We start from the raw sequence: 24,109 nt of genomic DNA, 5'->3' as shown, positions 1-24,109 counted from the left end.
GATGTACGCCATGACCAGTGTTGTGCTGGTCAGTTCGGCGCAATTGGGCATGCGCTGGGGCATGAGCCGCATGCCCTCGCCTGAGCAATGGCTCGACCTGCAGGATATCGGGCAGGTTCAGTCCAGTGCCGTCGCCGTCATCTGCGCCTCGATCACAGCCTATGCACTCTCCATGCTTTTCTGGCTGCTGGCGCTACGTGATTTGCCCCTCAGCCGTGCCTATTCGCTCCTCAGTATCAGCTATGCACTGGTTTATACGCTGGCTGCAACCCTGCCATTTTTCCATGAGACGTTCACGGTATCGAAAACTGTGGGTGTCACGCTGATCGTGGCAGGTGTCTTGACCATCAACCTGCGGCGCATCTCCAGCCCGTCACTTCAGGATCTTCCCCATGAGAATCAGCGTTTTCGGTAGCGGATATGTAGGTCTGGTACAAGCGACCGTACTTGCCGAAGTCGGCCATGATGTTGTCTGTATGGACATTGACCAGGCCAAAATCGATCAACTGCGTCAGGGTCAGGTACACATTTACGAGCCTGGACTGGCCAATCTCGTACGTGACAACCTGGACCATGAACGCCTGCACTTCACCACCGACGAGCGACTGGCGGTGGAGCATGCCGAGGTGCTTTTCATCGCGGTCGGCACGCCTTCCCGAGCAGATGGCTCGGCCGATCTCGGCGGGTTTTTCGCGGTGGGCGAAGCCATTGCCCGGCATCGCTGCGAGCCGCTGATCATCGTCGAGAAGTCCACCGTGCCGGTCGGCAGTGGCGACGCCTTGCGCAGCCATATCGACAAGGCATTGCGTCAGGCCGGTCGGCTGTTGCAGTTCGATATAGTGTCCAACCCCGAGTTTCTCAAGGAGGGCTCGGCGGTCAACGATTGCCGGCGCCCGGACCGGATTGTCATCGGCTGCGAAAATGAGGCGGTACGCAAAGTCATGCGCGAGCTGTATGCGCCGTTCAACCGCAATCATGACCGGATCATGTTCATGGACCTGCGCAGCGCCGAACTGACCAAGTATGCCGCCAACTGCATGCTGGCGACCAAAATCAGCTTTATCAACCAGATCGCCGAGCTGGCAGAACATCTGGGCGCAGACGTCGAGTCCGTAAGGCTGGGCATCGGTGCCGACTCACGCATTGGTTACGACTTCATCTACCCCGGTTGCGGCTATGGCGGCTCATGCTTCGGCAAGGACATTCGCGCCCTGATTCACAGCGCCAGAGAGGCGCATTGCTCCAACGACCTGCTGTCTGTGGTCGAGGCAATTAACGAGCGGCAGAAGGGCAAGCTGTTCGAACGGGTCAATGCGTTCTACCAAGGCGACTTGCGCGGCAAGACGTTTGCTTTATGGGGGCTGGCGTTCAAACCCAATACCGACGATATGCGCGACGCTCCCAGCCGCGTGCTCATGGAAGCTCTGTGGGAAGCCGGTGCCAGTGTGCGGGCATTCGACCCCGAGGCCATGCAGGAAACCCAGCGTATCTATGGTCATCGCAAGGACCTGATTCTCATGGGAACACCTGAGTCCGCGCTCAACGATGCCGATGCACTGATCATCTGCACCGAATGGCAGCAGTTCAAAGCCCCGGATTTCGATCTGATACAGCAGCGGCTGAATGCGCCGATCATCTTCGACGGCCGGAATCTGTATGACACTGAACGGCTGGCAAAACGCGGCTTTCACTACTTCCCCATCGGTCGTGGTGAATCGTGCGATCTGCCGATCCCGCAGAAGCAGTGGATACCGCATGATCAAGTGGCGAGCAGTCAGGCCGTATAACAAACCTGCGACGCTCGCCGTGCAGAGTGGCTGTCAGTGACTGACAGCCACTGCCAGCGGTGCCTGACTGACGAAATAGTAGATACGATCCCCGACCTTTACGCTGTCAACAATCCGCAGGGGTGGTTCGGGTGGCTGCATGCTTTCCATCACAGCGACATTGCCGTCAGCGCGGGTAAGAAAACCAGTCAATTCAGCGTTGCTAGTGAGTGTTTTCAGCAGGCTCTGACTATAGAACACGCTGGCCCCCGCCAGCCGTTCGCTGGGCTGGAACAAGGCAACCTGCCGTCCCTGCACCTGCAAGGTATGGACTTTGTCGGTCAGCGGCAGAAATGACAACTGCCTGTCGGCTTGTGGCGCGAGCCATAGGGCTGCACTTAGATAGCTCGCTACAACCAGCATAACGCCTGCGGCCATGAGCGCCTTTCCATTCCTCACGATAGACGCCGCAAAAAATGAGCGTCCCGACCGAGCCTGCAATCGCTCAGCCAGAACAAAAGCATATTCCGCAGCAATCACTGCCGCCGCAGGTGCCAGCGACATCAGATAAACCATGCGTTTACTGGAGGCCAGCGACAACAACAGGAACTGCGCGCCCAGCCACAGGGCGAAGAACAGCAGATAACGATTGGCCATTAACTGCTTTCGAAAATGCCACAGCCCCAGATAAACCAGGATATTCCATGGCAAGAATGCCTCAGGCAGTTTTGTCAGGTAGTAATAGGCAGGTTCGTAATGACCCGCCTCTTCGAACGAACCACTGAATCGTCCAACGCTGTTGGTCCACAGCACGTCCTTCACTGACTGCATGCCACCCTGTCCGTACAGGAAACACAGCCACACGAGCAGCGGAATCAGGGCCACAAGGGTGAGCATTGCCGGGCGCAACCAGTGAGCAATAACAATGCGTTTGTTCTGCACTGACTCGCAAACAAGCCAGGCGAAAATCACCACGCCCGGCATTGCCAGCCCCAGCACGCCCTTGCTCAGGGTCGCCAGTGTGATACCCAGCATGAACAGCAACCAGGGCCCTGTAGAGAGCCCATCACTACGCAGGCGATTACTGGCATGGAAGAATGCCAGCAAAGCGGTGGTTACCCCCAACGCCAGCAAGGCATCCTCGCCCACTTGCCGCGAATTGCTCCAGAAGCTGGCCTGGGTCGCCAGCATGAAAGCAGCCACCCAGGCCACGGATGCCGGCCGCCCGAAAAGTCGCAGCATGCTGTAAAGCAGCAACACGCTAAGCAGGCCAGCGCAGGCAGAAGCCAGTCTTACCGCCCATGGGGCAGGACCGAACACCCGAATAGCCGCCGCATCCAGCCACACACTCATCGGCGGCTTTTCCAGAAAAGGCTGGTCGTTCAGTTTCGGCGTAATCCAGTTGCCACTCAGGTGCATTTCCATGGCAATGCCAGCCACGCGTGGCTCCGTCGAATTTTGCAACTGGTGATTTCCCAGTGCGAGAAAAAACAGCAAGACACCCAGCAGTAACAGCAACGGCGAACGCACACGAGAAGTCATCAAGGGAGATACCGATTTGACGAGAAAGAGGATACCGACAGGCAACAGGACGACAAATTATAAACAGTGAGTTGTTGAATAATTGTTGAACAGCTCTTAAACATTTTTTTCACGCCTGCGCAACCAAATACTCACTCTTGTGTATAAATAATTGGCTAACACTAATTAATAGAGCATCAGGACGCACTGTCTTTCCGCGTGTGTTTATGATTACAGAAATTTGACAACGCGAAAAACTCATCTAACTTTCATGCCGCAGCAGTAGACGCTGATGCTCAACATTTCACCCTGAAATTTCAGATTTTTCCCGTCCAAGGAATTGACAAATGCGGATTTATTCAACAGCCCCAGCCCGATTCTTGCTGCTGGCGACTGGTACATGGCTGATCATTTTCTTTCTGACACGCCTTTTTTTATTTTCGACTCATATGGACGAAGCAGGAACGCAGTTTTTCGCCACCTTCGCAACGGGACTTCTCTACGACCTTGCCTTCCTGAGCTACGCTGCAGTCCCTCTGGGCATTTACGTCTTCCTCTGCCCGCCGGTGTTGTGGCGTGCCCGCGGGCACCGCTGGTTCCTTCAGGGAGTCATGACGTTAAGTATATTCGTCATGCTGTTTGTATCAGTCGCCGAATGGCTGTTCTGGGATGAGTTCGGGGTGAGGTTCAACTTTATCGCGGTGGACTACCTGGTCTATTCCGATGAAGTACTCAATAACATTCTCGAATCCTACCCTGTGGGTAAACTGCTCGGCATTCTGGCGCTGGTTGCTATCGTCGTTAGTCTGCTGATCAGTCGAGCAGTAGCCGCAGCAGTGAAAGCGCCTCTGCCGTCCTATCGTGGTCGTCTTGCCGCCAGTGCATTATTGCTATTGTTCGCGGGTATCAGCCTGCAATGGGTCGATCAGGACACACCACGCGGCATGGGCGGCAATGCCTATCAGCGGGAACTCGCCAGTAACGGGCCTTATCAGTTTTTTGCCGCGTTCCGCAACAATGAACTGGACTATCAACAGTTCTACGCCACCCTCCCCGATGCTCAGGTCGCCGGTCAAATGCGCCAGGAGCTTGCCGAGCCCGCCAGCCAATTCACTGGCAACGACCCTCTGGATATTCGACGGTCGATCAACAACCCGGGAACGCCACGCACGCCTAACATCGTACTGGTCACCATCGAAAGTCTCAGTGCCAAATACCTGGGCAGCAATGGAGACACACGCAACCTGACGCCCAATCTCGATGCGCTACGCAAACAGGGTCTTTACTTCAACAACTTCTACGCCACAGGTACACGCACCGACCGTGGTCTGGAGGCCATAACCCTTTCCATTCCGCCCACGCCAGGGCGCTCGGTGGTCAAGCGCGTGGGTCGCGAAAGTGGTTTTGCCAGCCTGGGTCAGCAATTGGCCCATGTGGGCTATGACAGCGTTTTCGTTTATGGCGGGCGTGGTTACTTCGACAACATGAATGCTTTTTTCAGCGGCAACGGTTATCGAGTCGTCGATCAGAGCAGCGTCAAAGAAGAGGACATTCACTTCAAGAATGCCTGGGGCATGGCTGACGAAGACCTTTATCGTCAGGCACTGAACCTGGCGGATGCCGATTTTGCGGCAAAAAAACCGTTCCTGCTGCAACTCATGACGACGTCCAACCATCGCCCTTATACGTATCCCGAAGGACGTATCGACATCCCGTCGGGTAACGGCCGTGATGGCGCAGTGAAATATACCGATTACGCCATTGGCAAGTTCCTGGCGGACGCGCGCCAGAAACCATGGTTCGACAACACAATATTCGTCTTCGTCGCTGACCACACCGCGGGCAGCGCCGGAAAGGAAGACCTGCCTATCGATAACTATGCTATCCCGCTGTTCATCTACGCCCCCAAGCTGATCCAGCCGGCAGAAATATCCCGTCTGGCCAGTCAGATCGACCTGGCGCCCACCTTGCTGGGTTTGTTGAACCTGGACTATCAATCGACGTTCTTCGGCCGCAACCTGTTTCTGGACACCTCGTTGCCGCCTCGCGTGGTAGTCGGCAATTACCAGCACCTGGGCCTGTTTGACGGCGACAACCTTGCGATCCTCAGCCCTCGCCAGGGTCTGCGTCGTCACGACAATGCGCTGGGAGAAAGTGTCGAAAGCAAGGCGACCAGCGATGATCCATTGATCACTCGTGCCATCGCCTATTACCAGGTTGCCAGTTACGGGTTCAAACACAAGTTGCTCGGCTGGAAGCCTGAAAACGCCAAGCCATAGCCGTAACGCAACATCGCCGCCTATAGAGGGCAAGCCACGACTTGCCCTCTATCCGAGCAGACCCTCTTCGATGCGCGCCGCCCTCAGTCACTGCCAAGTTTCACCAAGTACCTGGCAACTCAGCGGCTTTTCTGCTGCGCCAGGTGCGCCCAGTCCTCCGGGTTTATAATCCCCCGGATAACGGGTTTACCCTGACTGTCGAGAGAAATGAAAAGCGCACTGTCGTACTCGCTGGTGGCTGCATGAGGATACCCATGCAGGCTTTCCAACTGACCGATACAACCGCTGTGCGTCACCAGAATCAGATTTCGATTCAGAGACTTGTGCGCCACCACCTCATTCAGCATCGTCTCGTCACAGTTGTACAACCATTCCTGGGCCTCCACCGGATGGCCAAACATGGCTTGTGCGGTCTGAGCGGTGCGGGTCAAGGGGCTGGTTATTACATCGGTGTGTGCAAGCCCGAGTTCGCTGAACGACCGGCCGACATCTGTCGAAACGGAACTGCCGTAGCGAGTGATGCCGTCGTTTGCACCAAGGCACTCGTTGCTGGAGCGGTCGCAGCGTTCGCCGTGGCGAACCAGTACCATCACATCACCTTTGTTCCAGCTGGCATACAAACCGGACATGGCCAGATTCTCGCCCTGAACAAGCCGAACTGGCGAACGCGGCCAATAGGTGTAACCCGTCAACACGAGCAAAGAAATCACAATGGCGGCCGCCATCAGAACAACATTTACCCTGCCGCCCAGAAGCGAAGATGCCCTGAACGCGGATTTACCATAACTTTTCATCAAGTTGCCCCGTATGCCTGCCTGTTCAATGGAAAACCGAACACGCTGGCTCTGTCCTTTTAAGGCCGCCAGCTTGATCAAGGACACGTCATCGTCGGGTCAATGACATGTGAAAAAAATGCCAAAGCTGAATGAAACGGTTTTCATGAAAGTCCTGCTAGGAATTGAACAGGCCGCTACGTATATTCTGCCTCGCAGAAGACTTGGGCACATCGACCTGAACTCTCAAGCCACGCAAATGACTACGGAATAAAAAAGAGTGCAAAGCGAAAAATCAAGATTCTATGCTTGGAACTTCGGCGTGCCGATTGCAATAGCGCTGCTGACCTTTGTCGTTTTTGATCTTACTTCGCTCGACGAAGCGATCAGCAACTGGCTTTACTATCCGCTTCAGGTATTTCCGTTTGAGCATGACCGCCTATTTGAAAATCTGACCCACCGCTGGCCCAGGATCATTCCCGACTGGACGGGAGAAGCCGCAGTAATCGGGCTGTTGCTGTCCTTTATATGGCCACTGCTGAAACCCGGGCGCAATGACCGAATGATTGGCTTGCTGGAAACTGCTCGGGTAGCCCCATTGTTACGCTTCACTGCTCGTCACCGTCGCGACCTGCTGTTTATCGTGGTCTCTTTCGCGGTGATCACCGGCATGATCCACTTTTTCAAAAGTCACACGAGCATTTACTGCCCTGTGGAAACCACTCTGTATGGCGGCACAATGGAGAAAAAGGAGTGGTTCGAAAACTTCAGCCTGTTCCATGAAGCAGGTGCGGGTCGTTGCTGGCCAGGAGGCCATGCTTCGGGGGGATTTACCATGGTGGCACTGTATTTCGTTGCACGCCGTTACTGCTGGCGCCATGCCAAGGCAATCCTCTACGCATCGACCGTACTGGGTGCAATCTATGGCACCACACGAGTTGTTCAGGGCTGGCATTTCATGTCCCACACATTCTGGGCTGGTGTGATTGTCTGGCTCAGTGCGCTGCTTACCGCGCTCGCCTTTTATGGCTGGCGGCAGTTGGCGCAACCGCTTGAAACCACCCCGCATAAACCACTCAACTGACTCTGACGGGCTCGCTGTCCGCATCCTGCGGTTGCAGTTCCACACGGAAGCTGCAACCGCCAGGCAGGTTGCTTGATGTCACCTGCCATCGCTGATAGGCACAGATCCGATTAACCAGTGACAGCCCTACTCCCAGCCCTTCACCACGTTGTTCCTCACCCCGTACGAAGGGTCGGGACAACGCATTCTGCGTGTCGTCGGAAATGCCCGAGCCGCTGTCCTCTACACAAAACCCGGTCTTGAACAGCGACAGCTTGATATACCCCGTATCGGTGTAATGCCAGGCATTACGCAGCAGATTCCCCATTACCGAATGCAACAGGGTCGCGTTGTAAGACGCACCTGCGTTCGCGCCAGGACTGAAAATCAACTCCAGCCCCTTTTTTTCTATCGGCTTTCGCCATACCTCAATCAGCTCGCACGCCACTTCATGTACGGTTGCCCGGGGACCATTGCGCGCATGGGCTCCATTGTCCCTGGCCAGCATGAGAAATGTTTCAACGAGCTGGCGCATGTCGGACGTCGCCTGGGTGATACGCAAGACTTTCGCTCGCCCCAACTCATCCAGGCAGGGGCTCTCAAGCAGTAACTCACTGGACGAGGCAAGTACCATCAAAGGGGTACGCAACTCGTGACTGACATCACTGGTAAACAACTTCTCTCGGCCCAGTGCCGCTCGCAATTGCCCGAGCGTATGGTCAAAAGAAACAGCCAGCTCACCCACTTCATCATCGGCATAGTCTGGAGACAACGGCGGCGCAATAGACAACAGTTGATCACGGTGTCGAACCTGACGCGACAAACGCGCGACCGGAGCGATGACGCGTGTGGCGAGCACACGCCCAAGCAACACGGCAAGCAGCACGCTGAGCACAAAACCGACAAATACAATGGCCAGCAACATCCTTTCGCGCTTTTCGAAACCACTTTGATCTCGCAACAATACATAGCGACGGTCGGCGACGGTACTCACCAGCGCGTAATACTCCTTGCCCTGACGGGTGATTTCCTGAAACCCCGGATGCAGATATTCCAGATCCTGCGGAACAGCCAAATCGCCTGCGCCCTCTTCGACGTAGAACAATTCCTCGCGCTCAGGCCGATGACTCCACTCATTGGTACTTTGCGCATTCAAGAGACGGTGCAGATCGTTTTCAAGATCAATGGTAATGAGCCTGGATTCAACGAAGTGCTCGGTCATGTATATACCAATGCCAAACATGGCCGCCACAAATGCGCTCATCAGCGCAAACACCACCACAATACGACGTCTCAGGTTGGTTTTTATATTCATGGCTTACCAAAACGACACGTTTGTGCATCACGCACGGGCGGGATATCGCGACGCTGGACACTTTACGCAACCGGTTCAAATCGACGATAGCTTATCGGTATAGCACGCAGGATGAGAATCTGCGACAGCGCCTGCCCACGTGCGGCGAGCGTATTGAGCGGCAACGCCAGAACACGCCAGCAAGGCATACGTCAGTCAACAAGACAATTGGCACGCTTGTTCTGTGCTTTATCAATGAGATTGTTTATTGTATGCGTATGATTCTCTATAACTTCGGAACGACTGCTTTCTCATGACCTGCTCAAGCGCTCCTGATCAGACCCGCATCGACGACCTTTATGCACAGCACTCCGGCTGGCTACGTCAGTGGCTGACCCGGCGCTTTGGCAACTCGTTCAACACTGCCGACGTAGCGGACCTGACTCACGATACCTTCCTGCGTCTGTTGCTCAAGCCTCGAGCATTCAGGCTGCCCGGTGAAGCGCGGTCGTTTCTATGTACCGTTGCACGCGGCCTGTGCATCGATCAATGGCGCCGGGGGCAGATCGAGCAGGCATGGCTGACGGAGCTGGCAAACAGGCCCGAGAACCTGCACCCCTCCCCCGAGTACGTTGCCATTCTTCTCGAGACACTGCATGAAATCGACGCCATGCTGCGTGACTTGCCGCACAAGGCGCGAACCGCCTTTTTGCTGGCGCAACTGTCAGGCAACACTTACCGCGAGATTGCCGAACAGATTGGCACTAGCGAGCGCATGGTGAAAAAGTACATGGCACAGGTCATGTATCAGTGCATGGTGCGTGAACTGTCCGCACGTGCCGATGAGTGTCGACCATGAACAGTCCTCGCAGTGATCACTATGCTGTTCTCCAGCAAGCTGCGGCATGGTATGCGCGTCTGGGTGCAGAGGATGCTGGCGATTCCGAGCGACGCAAGTGGCAGAATTGGCTGAGCCAGAACGAGGAACACCGCAAGGCCTGGACACTGGTGGAGAAGATAGGTGGACGCTTCGCCCAGTTTCAGGATCCGCTAGAAAGAAATGGCGCTTACAAGGTTCTACAGTCCACCAGCTCTTCATTGATGAGTCGTCGCCAGACTCTTCTTTCAATGGGCGTTCTCGCACTGGGCGGGGCATTGGGCTGGCAACTGCTGAACAACGGTGAGAACGGCTCGCTGTTTGCTTCTATTCGGGCCGATGTATCCACCTCAACGGGCGAAACACGAGAGTTCACGCTGGCTGACGGCACCCGAATCTGGCTCAACACCGCCAGCGCATTGAACGTTACTGTCGCCCCTGATGCTCAAGCGTTGCAACTGCTGAAAGGCGAAGTATTGATTGACGCTACCCGCTCGCGGAACAAGCGGACGGAGGTAAAAACCCTTCATGGGAAAGCGCAGGCATACAGCGCAGAATTCAGCGCACGGCTACTGAATGATGACGCCACCTGCATCACGGTCTATTCAGGCGAGGTGTCGGTCATGGCAGCCGATCAACGCTGCGATGTACATGCAGGACAGCAGATAACCCTTTATGGGGATCGACTCGACAGCCCGCAACCCGCTCCTGCCTCTGGCCGCGCGTGGACGTCCGGCATTCTGGTCGCTGAAGGTATGCCGCTCCTGCAGTTCGTCAATGAACTGTCCCGCTACCGGCATGGCTACCTTGCTTGTAACGAGAAAATTGCAGGGCTGCGAGTGGTCGGCACCTTTTCCATCAAGGATACAGACAGGGCACTGGCTGCCCTCGCGTCGGTACTGCCCGTGGCGATCAAGCGCACGCTGCCCTGGTGGGTCACTGTCGAGGCGCGGGCATAATTGCGCGGTCCTGATTTTTTTGCACGCGGTGGTTCCCCTTTTGCCCTGCTCGTCCGGTGTAGATGAAAGCCAATATTTTTTCCTTTCATCAGCGTGGACGCCAGCACTATGCATTTCCATAAACGACGCCCGTTTTATCTCAGCCTGACGCCGCTGGCCATGATCATTCCATTGACGGTGGGCGGTGTAAGTGCATCGTGGGTCTCAACCGCCTCTGCCACCGATGCAAGCGCGTTGACTCACCGGTTCAGCATCGAGAAAGGCCCACTCACCGGGCAACTCGTCCGTTTTGCCCAGCAGGCAGGTATCGAGTTGGCCGGAAATGCGGCGTATACCGACGGCAAGGTCGGACCGGGCCTTGACGGCAACTACTCGGTCACTGAAGGACTGACCGCATTGCTCGCAGGCAGCGGCATCTTTGCCGCGCAGCAAAGCAACGGCAGCTACACGCTGGTTGCCTCAGAGTCGATGGAGTTGCGCGCGACACAGGTTGAAGCCAACTCCGATCGCAGTACCAGCTACCAGCCAACCGGTGCGAGTTCGATCCTGCACAGCGACAGGTCGACGCTGGAAGTGCCCCAGGTCGTGAACGTGGTTTCTGCGCAAGTTCTGCGCGATCAGAAGCCGCGCAATCTGGACGATGCGCTGGCCAATACCAGTGGCATCACTCAGGGCAACACCCTGGCGGCGACGCAAGACACCTTGATGAAGCGTGGCTTTGGCGGCAATCGCGACGGTTCGATCATGCACAACGGAATGCCCATCGTTCAGGGACGTGGTCTGAGCGCTACTGCTGACAGCGTGGAAGTGCTCAAAGGTCCGGCATCGCTGCTTTACGGCATCATGGACCCGGGTGGCGTAGTCAACGTCGTCAGTAAACGCCCGCAGCTGGAGAGCTACAACGCAATCAGTGGTCGCGCCTCCGCCTATGCGCATGGCCGCGACGGTAGCGGTGGCAGCTTTGACAGCACCGGCGGGCTGGGCGATAGCCGTTTGGCTTATCGCATGGTGGTGGATTATGAAGACGAGGATTACTGGCGTAACTTCGGCACCCATCGAGAATCGCTGGTCGCACCATCGCTTGCCTGGTACGGCGACACGACACAAGTGGTGCTTTCATATGAGCACAGGGAATTTCTTTACCCTTTCGACCGCGGCACGGCACTGGACCCGCGTACCAACCACCCGCTGGATATTCCCAGAACCCGGCGCCTGGACGAACCGTTCAATGAAATGGAAGGTCGCTCGGACCTCACGCAGCTAAGCGTCGACCATCAGTTCAACGACAACTGGAAATCTCATTTCGGCTACAGCTGGAACCGTGAAACCTACGATGCCAACCAACTGCGAATCAATGCCCTCAATGCTGCCACGGGCGCAGTGACGCGCAGTAACGATGCAACCCATGGTGCTGTGAGTACCGACAGTTTTGCAATTGCCGACCTGGAAGGCACCTTTCAGATCGCAGGCTTCCAGAATAACTTGCAGGTCGGCGTCGATGATGAGAAACGCAAAATCTTCCGCTCGGACCTGCTGCGTCAAACGGCGCGGTCCAGCTTCAATTATCTGAACCCTGTCTATGGCCGGGAATCGCCGTCCAGCACGGTATCGGCCAGCGACAGTGACCAGACCGATAAACTACGCGCCACCTCGTTATTTGCTCAGGACTCGTTCCACCTCAACGAGCAGTGGATTCTGGTGGCCGGTGCGCGCTACCAAACCTACGATCAAATAGCCGGACGCGGTCGCCCCTTTGTGGCAAACACCAATATCAATGGGCAGAAATGGCTGCCGCGCGGTGGCGTCGTCTACAAATACAACGATGTGCTGTCGTTCTACGGCAGCTACACGCAATCACTGAAACCCAGCTCAACCATTGCGCCGTTAAGCAGTGGCGTGGTCATTGACTCTGCCGTGCTGCCTGAGCAAGCCAGGTCCTACGAACTGGGTGCCAAACTGGACATTCCGGGACGCATTACGGCTACCGCAGCGGTCTTCGATATTCGCAAGAAAAACATTCTGGTCTCCCAGTTCAACGATGCGACCAAGCTCACCGACTGGCGGACATCCGGAGAAGCCCGCTCGCGAGGCATAGAACTGGACGTGGCTGGAGAATTGACCGATCGCTGGAGCGTGATCAGCAGCTTTGCACTACTGGATGCGAAGATCACCAAGGACCCGCTCTACAAGGGCAACGAGCTGTGGAACGTGGCCCGGCGCACAGCGGCAGTGTCTGCGGTATACGACTGGGGCAGCATTATCGGCGGCGGTGACCGCTTGCGCACCGGCGCTGGCGCACATTACGTCGGAGAGCGCCCGGGAGACTCTGCCAACTCATTCGAACTGCCCGCCTACACCGTGGCGGATGCCTTCGCGTCTTACGATACAAAAGTCGATGAGCACAAGCTCAACATTCAGTTCAATGTGAAGAACCTGTTTGACCGCACGTATTACACCTCCAGCGCCAACCGTTACTTCGTGTCCGTTGGTGATACGCGGCAGTTCATTCTTTCCACCACTCTGGAGTTTTAAGCCGATATGTCGTTGATCAGGTGGCTCAAGGTGACGGGATTACAGATTTTTGCCAGTGTGTTCACGCTGCTGGCACCTCTTTCGGTTCAGGCGGATGACTCGCTGCTGTACACCACCCGCGCAGCAACCGTGCTGCCAGGCGCTGGCTACAGTTGGGGGTTCGCGGCATTGCAGCCGGCGCAGCCTCATTTGTACATCGCACGCCGCGAGAACGGTTTATCCGTGTTCGACGTCGAACGGCAGGTTTTGATCAAGACCCTGGACAACTCGACCGGTGCCAATGCCGTTGCCTTTGCACCCGAGCACAATCGCGCCTATATCGCCAACATGGACGGGACATTAGGCATCGTCGCGCTGGACCGCATGACCGTGCAAAACCGGCTCAAACTGGACTCAGGCAACCTGAACAATGTCATCTACGATGCCGGGCATCAGCGAGTGATCGTTACCAGCGGCCGTCGCGGCGACCACTCCACACTGTATTTCATCGACGCACGTACCGACGCACTCGTTGGTTCCCGGCAGGTTCCGGCACAGAAACTCGACGCGCCGATCATCCTTGGCGACAGCACGCTGATAGTGCCGATGCGTGACGAGAATCAAGTGGCCGTTCTTTCAGGCCAACTGCTGGAGAAACATCAGTACTGGACGTTCGAGGGCTGCAACAAACCCAGCGCGGTCGCCGCCGATGAATCGCGACAACGTCTGTTCATTGCCTGTCGTGGCGCAAGCCCTCAGTTGATTATTGCCGACTTGATGACCGGCAAACGCCTCGCAGCATTGCCCACCCCCCGCGCTGTCAACAGCATGGCGTACGACCGCCAAAACGATCGCCTGTTGATACCCAGTGGTGCAGATGCCAGTCTGACCGTGGTTGAACGTGCCCCGGACGGGCAGTATCGGACCAAAGGAAGTGTCAGCACCCGTTTGTGGGCGCACAACATGACATTTGATTCTGCACGCTCACAAGCGTACTTGCTCAGTGCCGAATTCACCCAGCCTGAGCCCACTGCCGAACAGCCAAAGCCCGACCCGATATTCCACCCGGACACCTTCACAGTAACAACCCTTAAAACCCAGTGAATATAGACTTGGCAACATCAATGGCACAGGTGCCACCGTTGAGATCGAATATATATCCCGCAGCACGCTGTTAGAGTATTTGCTCTTTGAAAGTTGCCCTGTTACGCAAGCTGTAGAGCCGCACGATGATAAGGTAAAAAATTAAGGGATGGACTTTACCAACGTGTTGTCGAAGTCGGATCGGCACTGACACGATATCGAACCGCTGAAATAAAAACGGGGAGCGATCAACGCTCCCCGTCTGGTACTTCAGTTCAGTCTTGCTGCGTTGGTTCAGATCGCAGCGACAACTTTGGCTGGCGGCTGAGTACGACGACCCAGTACACCCGCACCCGCTGCGACCAGACCCGAGATCACCAGAGTGATCAACAGAATCCAGGCACCTTGCGAAACGCGCTTGGCAGTCACTTCAGCTGCTTCACGGGCTTTCTGTTCTGCCTGAGCTTTCAGTTCCTGATACTTGGCATAAGCCTGACGATAGCTGGCCTGAGCCTGATCGACGATCTGATTGGCTTCGGCATCAGTCTTGTTGCCACGCGCCTTGATCAGATTAACCAGCGCCTGACGGTCAGCAGCATCCCACGCCTGGTCGCCTTTGGCTTTGATGCGGTCCATCAGGCCACCCAATTGCTCATCAGCTTGCTGAGGATTCTGTGCGCTCTGCTTTGCAGTATTCTGCGCATCCTGCTGAGTCGCTTGAGCTTCCTGCTTGACGTTGTCCGGGTTCAGCTCGGGCTTGCCGGTCTGACGCATGGCCGTTTCGATTTCGCCCTGGATATCGTCCAGATTGAAATCAATGCCCTGAGCGCGCAATTGATCCTGAATCTTGCTGCCGACGGCCGGCGCTACCTGAGCAATACCGCTGCCCAGTGCCGACATACCGCTGCCTGCCAGATTAAGGCCACCGCGTACCACGCCTGTTACGGCACTGGACACCAGATAGACCGTGATCAGCGATACGCTCGCCCATACCAGAAGACCATGAAAAGCGCCTTCACGCTGAGCCAGACGGCCAGCCGCCCAACCACCGACAAACAGCGAGATTACCGAGCTGACAACAACCCAGATACCCGCACCTGTACCAATTCCGGACAACGGATTGGCTTCCTGCATTGGATCAATACTGGCACTTCCAATGGCCGTGCCCAACAGGTTCAACAACAGCGAAACAACCATGGCCAATACAACACCGGCCAGAATAGCGCTCCAGGAAATTCGTTTAAGCAGAGGAGCCATGGCATGCGTGTCTTGATACACAGGGGAGCCTGGAGCGATGCGGTCGTCGCGAATCATAATAAGAGTCCTTTGAGTCATTGGCAGTGAACGCTGAAATGTGTGGCGTACACTTTAATGACCCGGGCGACACTCAAGAAGTTTAAAACTTTTATAGACTTTTTTCGGGGCTGCAAAACCACATAAAAAGGCGACGAACAGTGATCTCTATCAATGGAACGGAAAGAGACGGTAACGCTCCAAGCGCTTTACAACTTCGCGGCCTCATTATCGCTTCTATGTTTATAAGTGAGGTTGTCTGATGTCTGTTAATACTCGACAGGCATTAATAAACAATGGCACCCCATAAGGCACAGTCAATAATGGGTATAACCACATACTCGTCAGCCTGACCGAGAACAGTCAGGCCTTCAGGTCTTCGGTAGCGGGACAATCAAGCGATGCCGTTAGGTCCGTCCAGCACCTGCCTGACCTTCCGGGCGAGGTCTTGAGGCATGCAGGGCTTGGATACCACATCGAACTCGGAACCGCCGATATCGGTTCGTTCGATCGAGCTTTCAGCGTAGCCGGTGGTCAGCAGCACCTTGATCTTCGGATACCTGCGCCTCACTTCCCGCGCGAGCATCACGCCGTTCATGCCGCCCGGCATGATCAGGTCAGTGAACAGCAGGTCATACCTGCTGCCGGATTCGAATTTCTTCAGCGCTTCGCGAGCGTTGAGTACGATTTCGCAGACATAGCCGTAGTCATCCAGCACCATCTTCGCCAGCTCGGCGACGTCAGGCCGGTCCTCGACAATCAGAATCCGCTCGCAGCTGCCAATGCGTCTGTCGACAGCTTTTGGTGGCTCCGAGTGGGTCAGCATTGCCTCGTCTACCGGAAAATACAGGCGCAGCGTTGTGCCAATACCTTCTTCGGTATAGATCCGCGCCGCGCCGCCCGACTGTTTGGCAAAGCCATAGACCATCGAAAGACCGAGCCCTGAACCCTTGCCCTCTTCCTTGGTGGTAAAAAACGGGTCCATCACACGGTCACGAATACTCGATGGCATGCCAATGCCATTGTCCGTTATGGCAATACTGACGTAGCGACCAGGCAGCAAGCCGTCATGAGACATGTTGGCCAACTCATCGACGACCAGATTGCGGGTTTCAATGGATATTTTCGGGTCAGGCCTGCCAATCAGCGCATCCCTGGCGTTGATGAAGATGTTCAGCAGGGCAACTTCTGCCTGGGTCGGGTCGATACGGCAGTTTTTCAAGGCCGGGTCCAGATCGGTTTCGATCGTCACATGCGGCCCGAACGTACGCTCGATCAAGGGCTCTGTGCTGGAAACCAGACCATTGAGGTTGAGCACTCGTCCCTGCAGCTTCTGCTTACGGGCAAATGCCAGTAATTGCTTGGTCAGCGTACTCGCGCGTTCGACAGCAGACTTGGCGTGATAAACGCTGCGCTGGACACGCTGCACATCGATAGTGGGTTTCTCAGCAGCGCTGCCGATCAAATCAATATAGCCGCCCATGACTTGAAGCAGGTTATTGAAGTCATGAGCGATGCCTCCGGTAAGCTGCCCCAGAGCTTCCATTTTCTGCGCCTGACGCAGGGCTTCTTCAGCATCCCGACGTCGACTGATATCCAGTTGCGACGCAAAGAAATAGATCAGGTCTCCGGCATCGTTATAAACCGGAGAAATAAACAAGGCATTCCAGAAGGTAGAACCGTCCTTGCGATAGTTAAGAATTTCGGTAGAGATATCGACGCGCTCGTCAATCGCCTCACGAATGGACTGCACCACGGCCCGATCCGTTTCCGGCCCCTGAAGAAACCGGCAGTTGGTACCGATGATTTCTTCTGACGAATAGCCCGTCATTTCCAGAAACGCGCGATTGGAAAAAATGATCGGGTTGTCCGCACGGTTGGGGTCCGTCACGATCATTGGCATCCGTGTCGTTTCCACCGCCGCAAAAAAGATATCTTTTCCCTGATGCTGGATATCTCCCGTTGCAGCATTGTCGACACGGGCTTTTTCTTCCGACACTCCAGAAACTCCACACATATTGGTTGGGTGTAATTCACGTTCTCAAAGCTAGGACTGGCGGAGCCTTGAAAGGGTTCTCAGATTTTGGACAAAAAACGAATTATATTCATATGAGGGGCTAAACACTCAAAAAGCGTTCACGCCGAGAGCCGATTTTTCGTCCTTTTGTCGAATGAGAGCCGCAAATTCACTCGCACTCTCGCGTAACGCCACCTGCAAAGGGTGAAAGGCGGCCCGCTTACCCTGCCCGTCTGCATAACCCAACAGGCCCGTCGGGCAGTATCGGGCGTCGTCCCAGCCCGGATAATCGAGAATGGGGTACCAGCAGATACCTTCCACAGGTAAGCCTGCCCTGACAGCCTTACTGACCTCGGCACAGATGTAATTGAACCAGGGCAGACGCTGTACGTCTTCGGCACCGGTTTCAGAAATCAATAGCGGTCTTGCGTACCGCGTATGCAGCTCGCTCAACATGCCCTGAAATGGCCTGTATTGCGGGTCGTCCTGGGTGAGCTTTCGACCGTTGAACTGCCATTGGTTATGTGGGTAGAAGTTGACGCCCAACACATCCAGATACTCGGGGCGGCCGCCCAGCCCAGGCAATTGACGCCCGGATAAAAGATCCCAGGCTTCAAACTGCGCCTGCCGATAGCACTCTGCTGCCGCTATCTCCGCACTACCGCGCGTAGCCGGTACGACGTGAATCAATGGCTCGGCCTGAATAAAACGCGCGCCGGGCTCTATTGCGCGTATCGCCTCTATCGCCGCAATGCTGGCCCGGACCAGTTGCTGTTTGAGTTCCATGCCGCGCTGCTGACTACCGGGGTTGAAATAAGCAACTTCACCTCCCGCCCAGCTCCAGAACGAAATTTCATTGATTGGCGAATAAAAGGGGGCGGTCTCCCCTTCGTCTTTGACTACCTGAGCTACCGCAGCGGCAAAACGCGCAAAGCGCTCGACAAACTCCGGCCGCCAGATATCCAGGTCATCAGGATAACCGTAATGGCATAAGTCCCAGATCACCTGAGTGCCCTGACGCCGCGCGGCTCGTAACATAGGCAAAAAACTGCTCCAGTCGTAACAGTTCGGGCTGGTTTCAATCAGGTGCCAGCGCAAACCGTCACGCACGGTACGTATTCCGTGCGTCGCCATTGCGGCAAAATCTTCGGTTGCCCAACGGTCGTGCCCGGTGGAGTGAAGCAGATCGAGTCGCACGCCGTCGCGTCGTCGATGGCTGGCACACTCGAATCCGCCTATGAAGAAGCTGTCGAACAGAAGACCCATGCTCAGCCTCGCGCAGGCTGTTCAATCGGTTCGGCAATCTGCTCCGGCAACTCATGAGCCAGCCGCTGGAACAGCGCCAATGCCTGACCGACAACCTGGTCCATGTTGTAATACTTGTAAGTACCCAGCCGCCCAAGGAAAGTCACCTCATCCGACTGATCGGCCAACGCCTTGTAACGCTTGTACAACTCAGTGTTTTCCGGTCGCGGAATGGGGTAGTAAGGGTCGCCCTCGGCACTCGGGAACTCATAGCTGATACTGGTCCTGGCATGCCGTTGACCGGTGAGGTGCTTGTATTCTGTGATTCGCGTATGAGCAATGGCCTCATCCGGGTAGTTGACCACGGCCACGGATTGAAACTGTGCCTGATCAACGGTTTTGTGCTCGAAACGCAAGGACCGATATGGAAGACGGCCATAGCAATAATCGAAGTATTCATCGATTGGCCCGCAGTAGATCAGGTGCCGATACTGCAAGGCCCCGCGTACATCGGCAAAGTTGACCCCCAGCGCCACGTCGATAAGCGGGTGATCGAGCATCCGGTCAAACATGTGCGTATAGCCATGCAGCGGCATTTTCTGAAAGGTATCCGTGAAGTAGCGACTGTCCGAAGTGGTACGGGTAGGCACTCGAGAGGTGACCGACCTGTCCAGTTGCGACGGGTCCAGCCCCCATTGCTTGCGGGTGTAGCCACGGAAAAACTTCTCGTACAACTCCCGGCCTACTTGATTGATCACAACGTCTTCGGAGGTTCTTATCAACTCTACCGGCTCGGCCCGGCTGGCGAGAAAGGCTTCGGCTTGTTGCTCATTCATCTGCAAACCGTACAAGCTGTTGAGCGTATCGAGGTTGATCGGAATAGGCAGCAATTGGCCGTCCACACTGGCGAGCACACGGTGTTGGTAGTCGCGCCATTCGGTAAATCGCGATAGGTATTCCACAATGCGCTCGGCATTGGTGTGGAAGATATGCGGCCCGTATTGATGGACCAACACCCCGGCGCTGTCCAGGTGATCGTAAGCGTTACCCGCAATGTGTGGACGTCGGTCGATCAGCAAAACACGTTTACCCAATCCGGCTGCCAGCCTTTCCGCCACTACACTTCCCGCAAAACCTGCACCGACGATCAGGAAATCATAGTGCGTCTCTGCAAACGCGGCTGATTGAGGATTTATCCGAGGCATTGGGTTTGCTCCCCAGTCGTTACCAGGCCGATTTGCGCCTTCATGGCAGCGCACGTGTTGTCCCAGGACTCTCCGACCAGCACTGCGTCAACCTTACGCAGAAAATCAGCAGGATCCTTATGCGCCAGAGCTTCGCGAATCGCGCGCACAAACGCGTCGGCATCATCGGCAATTGCGACGACTCCAGACTCACCGTAAGTTCTGACAACGTCGGCAATCCGGGTTGATACCACTGGACGACCGCCAGCCAGGTACTCCGGCGTCTTGGTCGGGCTGATAAAGCGTGTGGAATCGTTCAGGGCAAACGGCATCAATGCGACATCCCAGCCAGACAGATAGGCAGGTAAATCGTCATAAGGCTTGCTGCCCAGATAATGAACGTTGGCCATGCGCGGCAGGGTTGCCGGATCGATTTTCACAACAGGACCGATCAAAATGATTTGCCATGTGGGCTGTGATTCCGCCACTTCTCGAATCAGTTCAATATCGAAACGCTCATCAATGACGCCAAAATAGCCTAGCCTTGGGTGGGGGATGCAGTGTTGATCCTTCGGGGCGGCAAGCATGTTGCGAGCGGCTGCAAAATGCCCGATATCGACGCTGCTGGGCATGGCGTGTGCATTTGTATGCTGCAGGCGCTTGGCCTCCCAGAGGCTGAAGCCGCCGGTAAAGACAACATCTGCGCGCTTCATCAGCGCTTGCTCCTGCTCGACAAGCTCTGGCGGCGCACCTTTGAACGCAGACAGCTCGTCCATGCAATCGAAGATCGTCACTTGCGCGCGCAGGTGGTCGGTAAACGCCAGGGCCATCGGGGTGAAATACCACAACAGCAGCTCCCCAAATTGTTGCGCATCCATAAAACCATCCAGCAACGTGCGCTGTGCAGTGATCACTTGGTCAGGCTGCATCTGCGAAGGCAGGTGCGGCACCAATACGGTGACACCGCATGCTTGCGGCAGTGACTCAAGCCAGATGCGAGGCGAGTCTGAAAAAACAGGCTCCTCTAGAAACAACACCCGATAATCCTGCGCCATGCGCGACATGATGTGCTGCGGACGCTGGTACACAAACCCCCACCTGAGGTGGGACAGGCACAGCAGCAGCGGTCTGACGGCTGCCTCGACGCTGGCTGAAGCCGACCTTGCGGATTGGATTTTCTGGACACCGTTCATGAAGTCTCCCTTTTTTCTAAAAAGTCCTGGATGAAACTGAAGGGCTCTGAAAAGGGCTGAACTTCGACGGCATTCATGATGAGGATGTGCGTTGGCGGCTGTTGCATGCATGGAACAATCACGTGCATGGAATAACTATAGATATTCTCATCAGTTTCGAGCATGCGCCCGGGCCGCTGTTCGCTGATTCCGATAAAGGGTATGTGCCGTCGGGAATGAACCGTTGAACTCGGCGGAACAAATACGCCCCTAGTCTTGAGCGAATGTTTTTTGGCACCTGCGGTACGTTTTCCCCACGCGGTGGTCTGGTCCTGATTTTCGCAAGCAAGGCTCCTCTGTCGTCCTGTTGATAAAGGTCACGACGCCGAGCCCTCAGCACGCCTCTTGCCGAGGCGGCGAACATCCAGGAAGGATAATCATGATTCTGGTTACCGGTGGTGCGGGATACATTGGCGCTCACGTTGCGCTTCAATTGCTTGAAGAGGGCCACGATGTCGTGGTGCTTGATAACTTGTGCAACAGCTCACGAGAGACATTGAGCCGGGTGGAGACACTCAGCGGGCGACAGGTGGAGTTCATCCACGGCGATGTACGCAGCAAAGCGACGTTGAACCGGCTATTCGCTCGCCACCCAGTGAACGCTGTGGTGCATTGCGCCGGGCTCAAGGCGGTGGGCGAAAGCGTGAGAGAGCCGTTGCGCTATTTCGAGACCAACGTGAGTGGCAGCGTAAACCTGTGTCAGGCGATGGCGCAGGCAGGCGTGTTCAACCTGTTGTTCAGCTCATCAGCGACTGTATACGGCGACCGTGAGCAAATGCCGCTGGACGAGAACTGCCCACTGGGTTTGCCGACCAATCCTTACGGGCATTCCAAACTGATGGCCGAGCATGTGATGAAAAGCGTCGCCCGCTCGGATCCACGCTGGTCCATCGGGCTGCTGCGCTACTTCAATCCCATTGGCGCCCATCCGTCCGGCCTGCTGGGCGAGTCGCCCTGCAACACGCCTAATAACCTGCTGCCCTTCCTGCTGCAGGTTGCCAATCGAAGACGCCCTGCCCTGCACATTTTTGGCACCGACTACCCGACGCCGGACGGCACAGGTGTGCGTGATTACCTTCACGTAATGGATCTGGCTGAGGGCCACTTGAAGGCGCTGGACAGAATACGTAGCGAACAAGGCGTATCCGTCTGGAATCTGGGGACTGGGCAGGGTTATTCAGTCCTCGAGGTGGTGCACGCTTTCGAACGTATCTCCGGCAAAACCGTGCCTTTGATCTTTCAGCCGCGCCGGACCGGAGACATTGCGGTGTGCTGGTCGGATCCGGGGAAAGCATTGCGTGAGCTGGATTGGCGTGCCAGGTTCAACCTTGATTCGATGCTCACTGACGCCTGGCGCTGGCAGTGCATGAACCCCCAGGGTTATATGCCGACAGCCTTGGTCAGTTGAGGTGCAGCCAGAGGTGCCAGGCGGCCGGAAATTATCGTCGTTGCAGGCGCTGTGCGCTAAAAATTGGCGGGCGTGTTGGAACTGATGATCTCGGCCTCGTCCTGGCCGATGTTGCGGAAGCGGTGCGGTAAGGTGGTCGGGAAGTAATAACCGTCCCCGGGACCGAGAATATTGACCTGCCCATCGATGGTCAGCTCCACGGTGCCGCGCGTCACCAACCCGCACTCCTCGCCTTCGCTGTGGACGATGGGCTCTTCACCCGAGTCTGCGCCAGGCGCGTACTGCTCGCGCAGAAAACGCATCTGGCGGCTCGGCAGGGTTGCGCCGACCAGCAGCAGGCGAACACCGTTACGACCCAGGTCAGGCTGGTCACCGGCGCGGAATACATACTGATCCTGCCCCGGCGGCTGGTCGAAGGTGAAGAAATCCGCAAGCGTCATGGGGATGCCTTCAAGCAGCTTCTTCAACGAGCTGATAGAGGGGCTGACACGATTTTGCTCAATCAGGGAAATCGTGGCATTGGTCACACCACTGCGTCTGGCGAGTTCACGTTGTGACAGCTTGTAGCTTTCACGCACCAGTTTGAGTCGTGCTCCCGTATCCATAATGGCCTTGTGCGAAAGATATCCGATGAGTGAAGCAAAGCCCAGAAGGAATGGATTGTCCATCGCCCAAGGCCGCAAAGCCGGATATTAAATCACGTTTGTCAGCAACACTCAGCAGCTCATCGCACTACCTGCCCTGACGGTTCCGGGCATACGCCAGGCAGGCTTCACGGAATGCCGTGAACAGGCTCAGCGACACAGGGTTGTTCATGAACTCCCACTCCGGGTGCCACTGCACGCCCAGCACAAAGCCTGGCGCACCGGGCAGGGAAACCGCTTCCACCAGACCGTCGGGTGCCAGTGCTTCCGCGCGCAGATCCGATGCCAGACGATCGATTCCCTGACTGTGCAGGCTATTGACCTCGAACCCCGGCGCAAGCCCGAGCGCCTCCAGCAACCCGCCAGATTGCACCTGCACCGGGTGTTGCGGCGCGTACTGCACGGCCAGCACATCGCTTTGCGGCTCACGGTGATCCAGATAACCGGGCAATTCCTGGACCCGCTGATGCAGGCTGCCGCCCAGTGCAACATTCAGCTCCTGAAAACCACGGCAGATGCATAACACCGGCACACCCTGGGCGATGGCGGCCCTGAGCAGCGGTAATGTCGTGCGATCCCGAAACACGTCGTGGGCAGTGCCTTCCACGCTCGCCGGGCCGTTGTAATGATGCGGCTCGACATTGGACGGCGAGCCGGTAAACAGCAAACCGTCCAGTGAGGCCAGCAACTGCGCAGGCTCGGTGGGCACGTCGAGCGCGGGCAGAATGACCGGGACACCCGCAAACGCCGCCGCTTCGACATATTTATCGCCTGCGGTATGGGAGGAATACTTGCCCAACTGCTGACGGCAGGCAGTAACGCCGATCAAGGGAGGTCGTGACATACGTTGAGTCCTTGTAAATCTGGTGAGCCAGCACGTCGATATGACGCTATCCAGCCGGGATAAAACCAGTCTAGGATAGTCATCTACGCAACAAACATAGGCATTCAGGCAAAGGA

At 56.1% G+C, this 24,109-nt stretch carries 18 protein-coding genes and 1 pseudogene; 9 read left to right on the top strand and 10 right to left on the bottom strand.

Annotated elements, in window-relative coordinates; genetic code table 11:
• Positions 1-10 precede the first annotated feature (10 nt).
• Together arnF and RYB09_RS13485 are read left to right on the top strand one after the other, a co-directional pair.
• A complete protein-coding gene (gene arnF, locus RYB09_RS13490) occupies positions 11-415 on the top strand; it encodes a 4-amino-4-deoxy-L-arabinose-phosphoundecaprenol flippase subunit ArnF (RefSeq protein WP_058409562.1) in 405 nt (134 codons plus the stop codon).
• Complete coding sequence (locus tag RYB09_RS13485; protein WP_058402911.1) at positions 393-1,787, top strand: UDP-glucose dehydrogenase family protein; 1,395 nt, start codon at positions 393-395, stop codon at positions 1,785-1,787. The genes arnF and RYB09_RS13485 overlap by 23 nt, the downstream gene beginning before the upstream one ends.
• A gap of 33 nt (positions 1,788-1,820) precedes the next feature.
• On the opposite strand, the gene RYB09_RS13480 is transcribed toward RYB09_RS13485, so the two are convergent.
• Complete coding sequence (locus RYB09_RS13480; protein ID WP_316888873.1) at positions 1,821-3,308, bottom strand: ArnT family glycosyltransferase; 1,488 nt, start codon at positions 3,306-3,308, stop codon at positions 1,821-1,823.
• A 326-nt stretch (positions 3,309-3,634) separates the two neighbouring features.
• Here RYB09_RS13480 and RYB09_RS13475 point away from each other — a divergent pair, with 326 nt between their 5' ends.
• Positions 3,635-5,566, top strand: a complete 1,932-nt coding sequence (locus RYB09_RS13475; protein ID WP_316888871.1) for an LTA synthase family protein — start codon at positions 3,635-3,637, stop codon at positions 5,564-5,566.
• 119 nt (positions 5,567-5,685) lie between these two features.
• On the opposite strand, the gene RYB09_RS13470 is transcribed toward RYB09_RS13475, so the two are convergent.
• Positions 5,686-6,360 (bottom strand): histidine phosphatase family protein, encoded by a 675-nt coding sequence (locus tag RYB09_RS13470; RefSeq protein WP_316888929.1) that lies wholly within the window; start codon positions 6,358-6,360, stop codon positions 5,686-5,688.
• A gap of 259 nt (positions 6,361-6,619) precedes the next feature.
• Between RYB09_RS13470 and RYB09_RS13465 the strand changes: the two genes are divergently transcribed.
• Positions 6,620-7,423: a phosphatase PAP2 family protein gene (locus tag RYB09_RS13465; protein WP_122259924.1), complete on the top strand. Its 804-nt coding sequence runs from the start codon at positions 6,620-6,622 to the stop codon at positions 7,421-7,423.
• Here RYB09_RS13465 and RYB09_RS13460 read toward each other — a convergent pair.
• Entirely contained in the window at positions 7,416-8,717 is a 1,302-nt protein-coding gene (locus RYB09_RS13460; RefSeq protein WP_316888867.1) for a HAMP domain-containing sensor histidine kinase, read from the bottom strand. The two genes, RYB09_RS13465 and RYB09_RS13460, sit on opposite strands and share 8 nt — an antisense overlap.
• A 292-nt stretch (positions 8,718-9,009) precedes the next feature.
• Between RYB09_RS13460 and RYB09_RS13455 the strand changes: the two genes are divergently transcribed.
• The 4 genes and pseudogenes from RYB09_RS13455 to RYB09_RS13440 all read left to right on the top strand — a co-directional run bounded on the left by RYB09_RS13455 (position 9,010) and on the right by RYB09_RS13440 (position 14,147).
• Positions 9,010-9,555 carry a sigma-70 family RNA polymerase sigma factor gene (locus RYB09_RS13455; RefSeq protein WP_316888865.1) on the top strand — a complete coding sequence of 182 codons (546 nt, stop codon included), beginning with the start codon at positions 9,010-9,012 and terminating at the stop codon, positions 9,553-9,555.
• The gene (locus RYB09_RS13450; RefSeq protein ID WP_316888863.1) at positions 9,552-10,532 is read left to right on the top strand and encodes a FecR domain-containing protein; all 981 of its coding nucleotides are present in this window, start codon (positions 9,552-9,554) and stop codon (positions 10,530-10,532) included. Before RYB09_RS13455 ends, RYB09_RS13450 begins: the two co-directional genes overlap by 4 nt.
• A 62-nt stretch (positions 10,533-10,594) precedes the next feature.
• Positions 10,595-13,064 (top strand): annotated as a pseudogene (locus RYB09_RS13445) (TonB-dependent siderophore receptor).
• 6 nt (positions 13,065-13,070) lie between these two features.
• The gene (locus RYB09_RS13440) at positions 13,071-14,147 is read left to right on the top strand and encodes a YncE family protein (RefSeq protein WP_058409519.1); all 1,077 of its coding nucleotides are present in this window, start codon (positions 13,071-13,073) and stop codon (positions 14,145-14,147) included.
• A gap of 273 nt (positions 14,148-14,420) precedes the next feature.
• Here the strand turns inward: RYB09_RS13440 and RYB09_RS13435 are convergent, their stop codons facing one another.
• The 5 genes from RYB09_RS13435 to RYB09_RS13415 form a co-directional block, all read right to left on the bottom strand.
• Complete coding sequence (locus RYB09_RS13435; RefSeq protein ID WP_058402899.1) at positions 14,421-15,440, bottom strand: hypothetical protein; 1,020 nt, start codon at positions 15,438-15,440, stop codon at positions 14,421-14,423.
• A 373-nt stretch (positions 15,441-15,813) separates the two neighbouring features.
• The gene (locus tag RYB09_RS13430) at positions 15,814-17,418 is read right to left on the bottom strand and encodes a hybrid sensor histidine kinase/response regulator (RefSeq protein WP_057402378.1); all 1,605 of its coding nucleotides are present in this window, start codon (positions 17,416-17,418) and stop codon (positions 15,814-15,816) included.
• A gap of 126 nt (positions 17,419-17,544) precedes the next feature.
• Positions 17,545-18,702 carry a beta-glucosidase gene (locus RYB09_RS13425; RefSeq protein ID WP_316888857.1) on the bottom strand — a complete coding sequence of 386 codons (1,158 nt, stop codon included), beginning with the start codon at positions 18,700-18,702 and terminating at the stop codon, positions 17,545-17,547.
• A 2-nt stretch (positions 18,703-18,704) separates the two neighbouring features.
• A complete protein-coding gene (gene glf / locus RYB09_RS13420; protein ID WP_316888855.1) occupies positions 18,705-19,886 on the bottom strand; it encodes a UDP-galactopyranose mutase in 1,182 nt (393 codons plus the stop codon).
• Entirely contained in the window at positions 19,874-21,058 is a 1,185-nt protein-coding gene (locus RYB09_RS13415; RefSeq protein WP_058402960.1) for a glycosyltransferase family 1 protein, read from the bottom strand. The genes glf and RYB09_RS13415 overlap by 13 nt, the downstream gene beginning before the upstream one ends.
• A gap of 418 nt (positions 21,059-21,476) precedes the next feature.
• Between RYB09_RS13415 and galE the strand changes: the two genes are divergently transcribed.
• Positions 21,477-22,505 carry a UDP-glucose 4-epimerase GalE gene (galE, locus tag RYB09_RS13410; protein ID WP_058402896.1) on the top strand — a complete coding sequence of 343 codons (1,029 nt, stop codon included), beginning with the start codon at positions 21,477-21,479 and terminating at the stop codon, positions 22,503-22,505.
• Between the two features lie 56 nt (positions 22,506-22,561).
• On the opposite strand, the gene RYB09_RS13405 is transcribed toward galE, so the two are convergent.
• Together RYB09_RS13405 and RYB09_RS13400 are read right to left on the bottom strand one after the other, a co-directional pair.
• Entirely contained in the window at positions 22,562-23,110 is a 549-nt protein-coding gene (locus RYB09_RS13405; RefSeq protein WP_002553494.1) for a cupin domain-containing protein, read from the bottom strand.
• A gap of 127 nt (positions 23,111-23,237) precedes the next feature.
• Positions 23,238-23,993: a gamma-glutamyl-gamma-aminobutyrate hydrolase family protein gene (locus tag RYB09_RS13400; protein WP_058402895.1), complete on the bottom strand. Its 756-nt coding sequence runs from the start codon at positions 23,991-23,993 to the stop codon at positions 23,238-23,240.
• Between the last annotated feature and the right edge of the window lie 116 nt (positions 23,994-24,109).

The organism is Pseudomonas syringae group sp. J254-4 (assembly GCF_032586855.1).
GTDB lineage: Bacteria > Pseudomonadota > Gammaproteobacteria > Pseudomonadales > Pseudomonadaceae > Aquipseudomonas > Aquipseudomonas amygdali.
The sequence above is the reverse complement of the archived record's forward strand: the minus strand, read 5'-3'. Positions and strand labels throughout refer to the sequence as shown.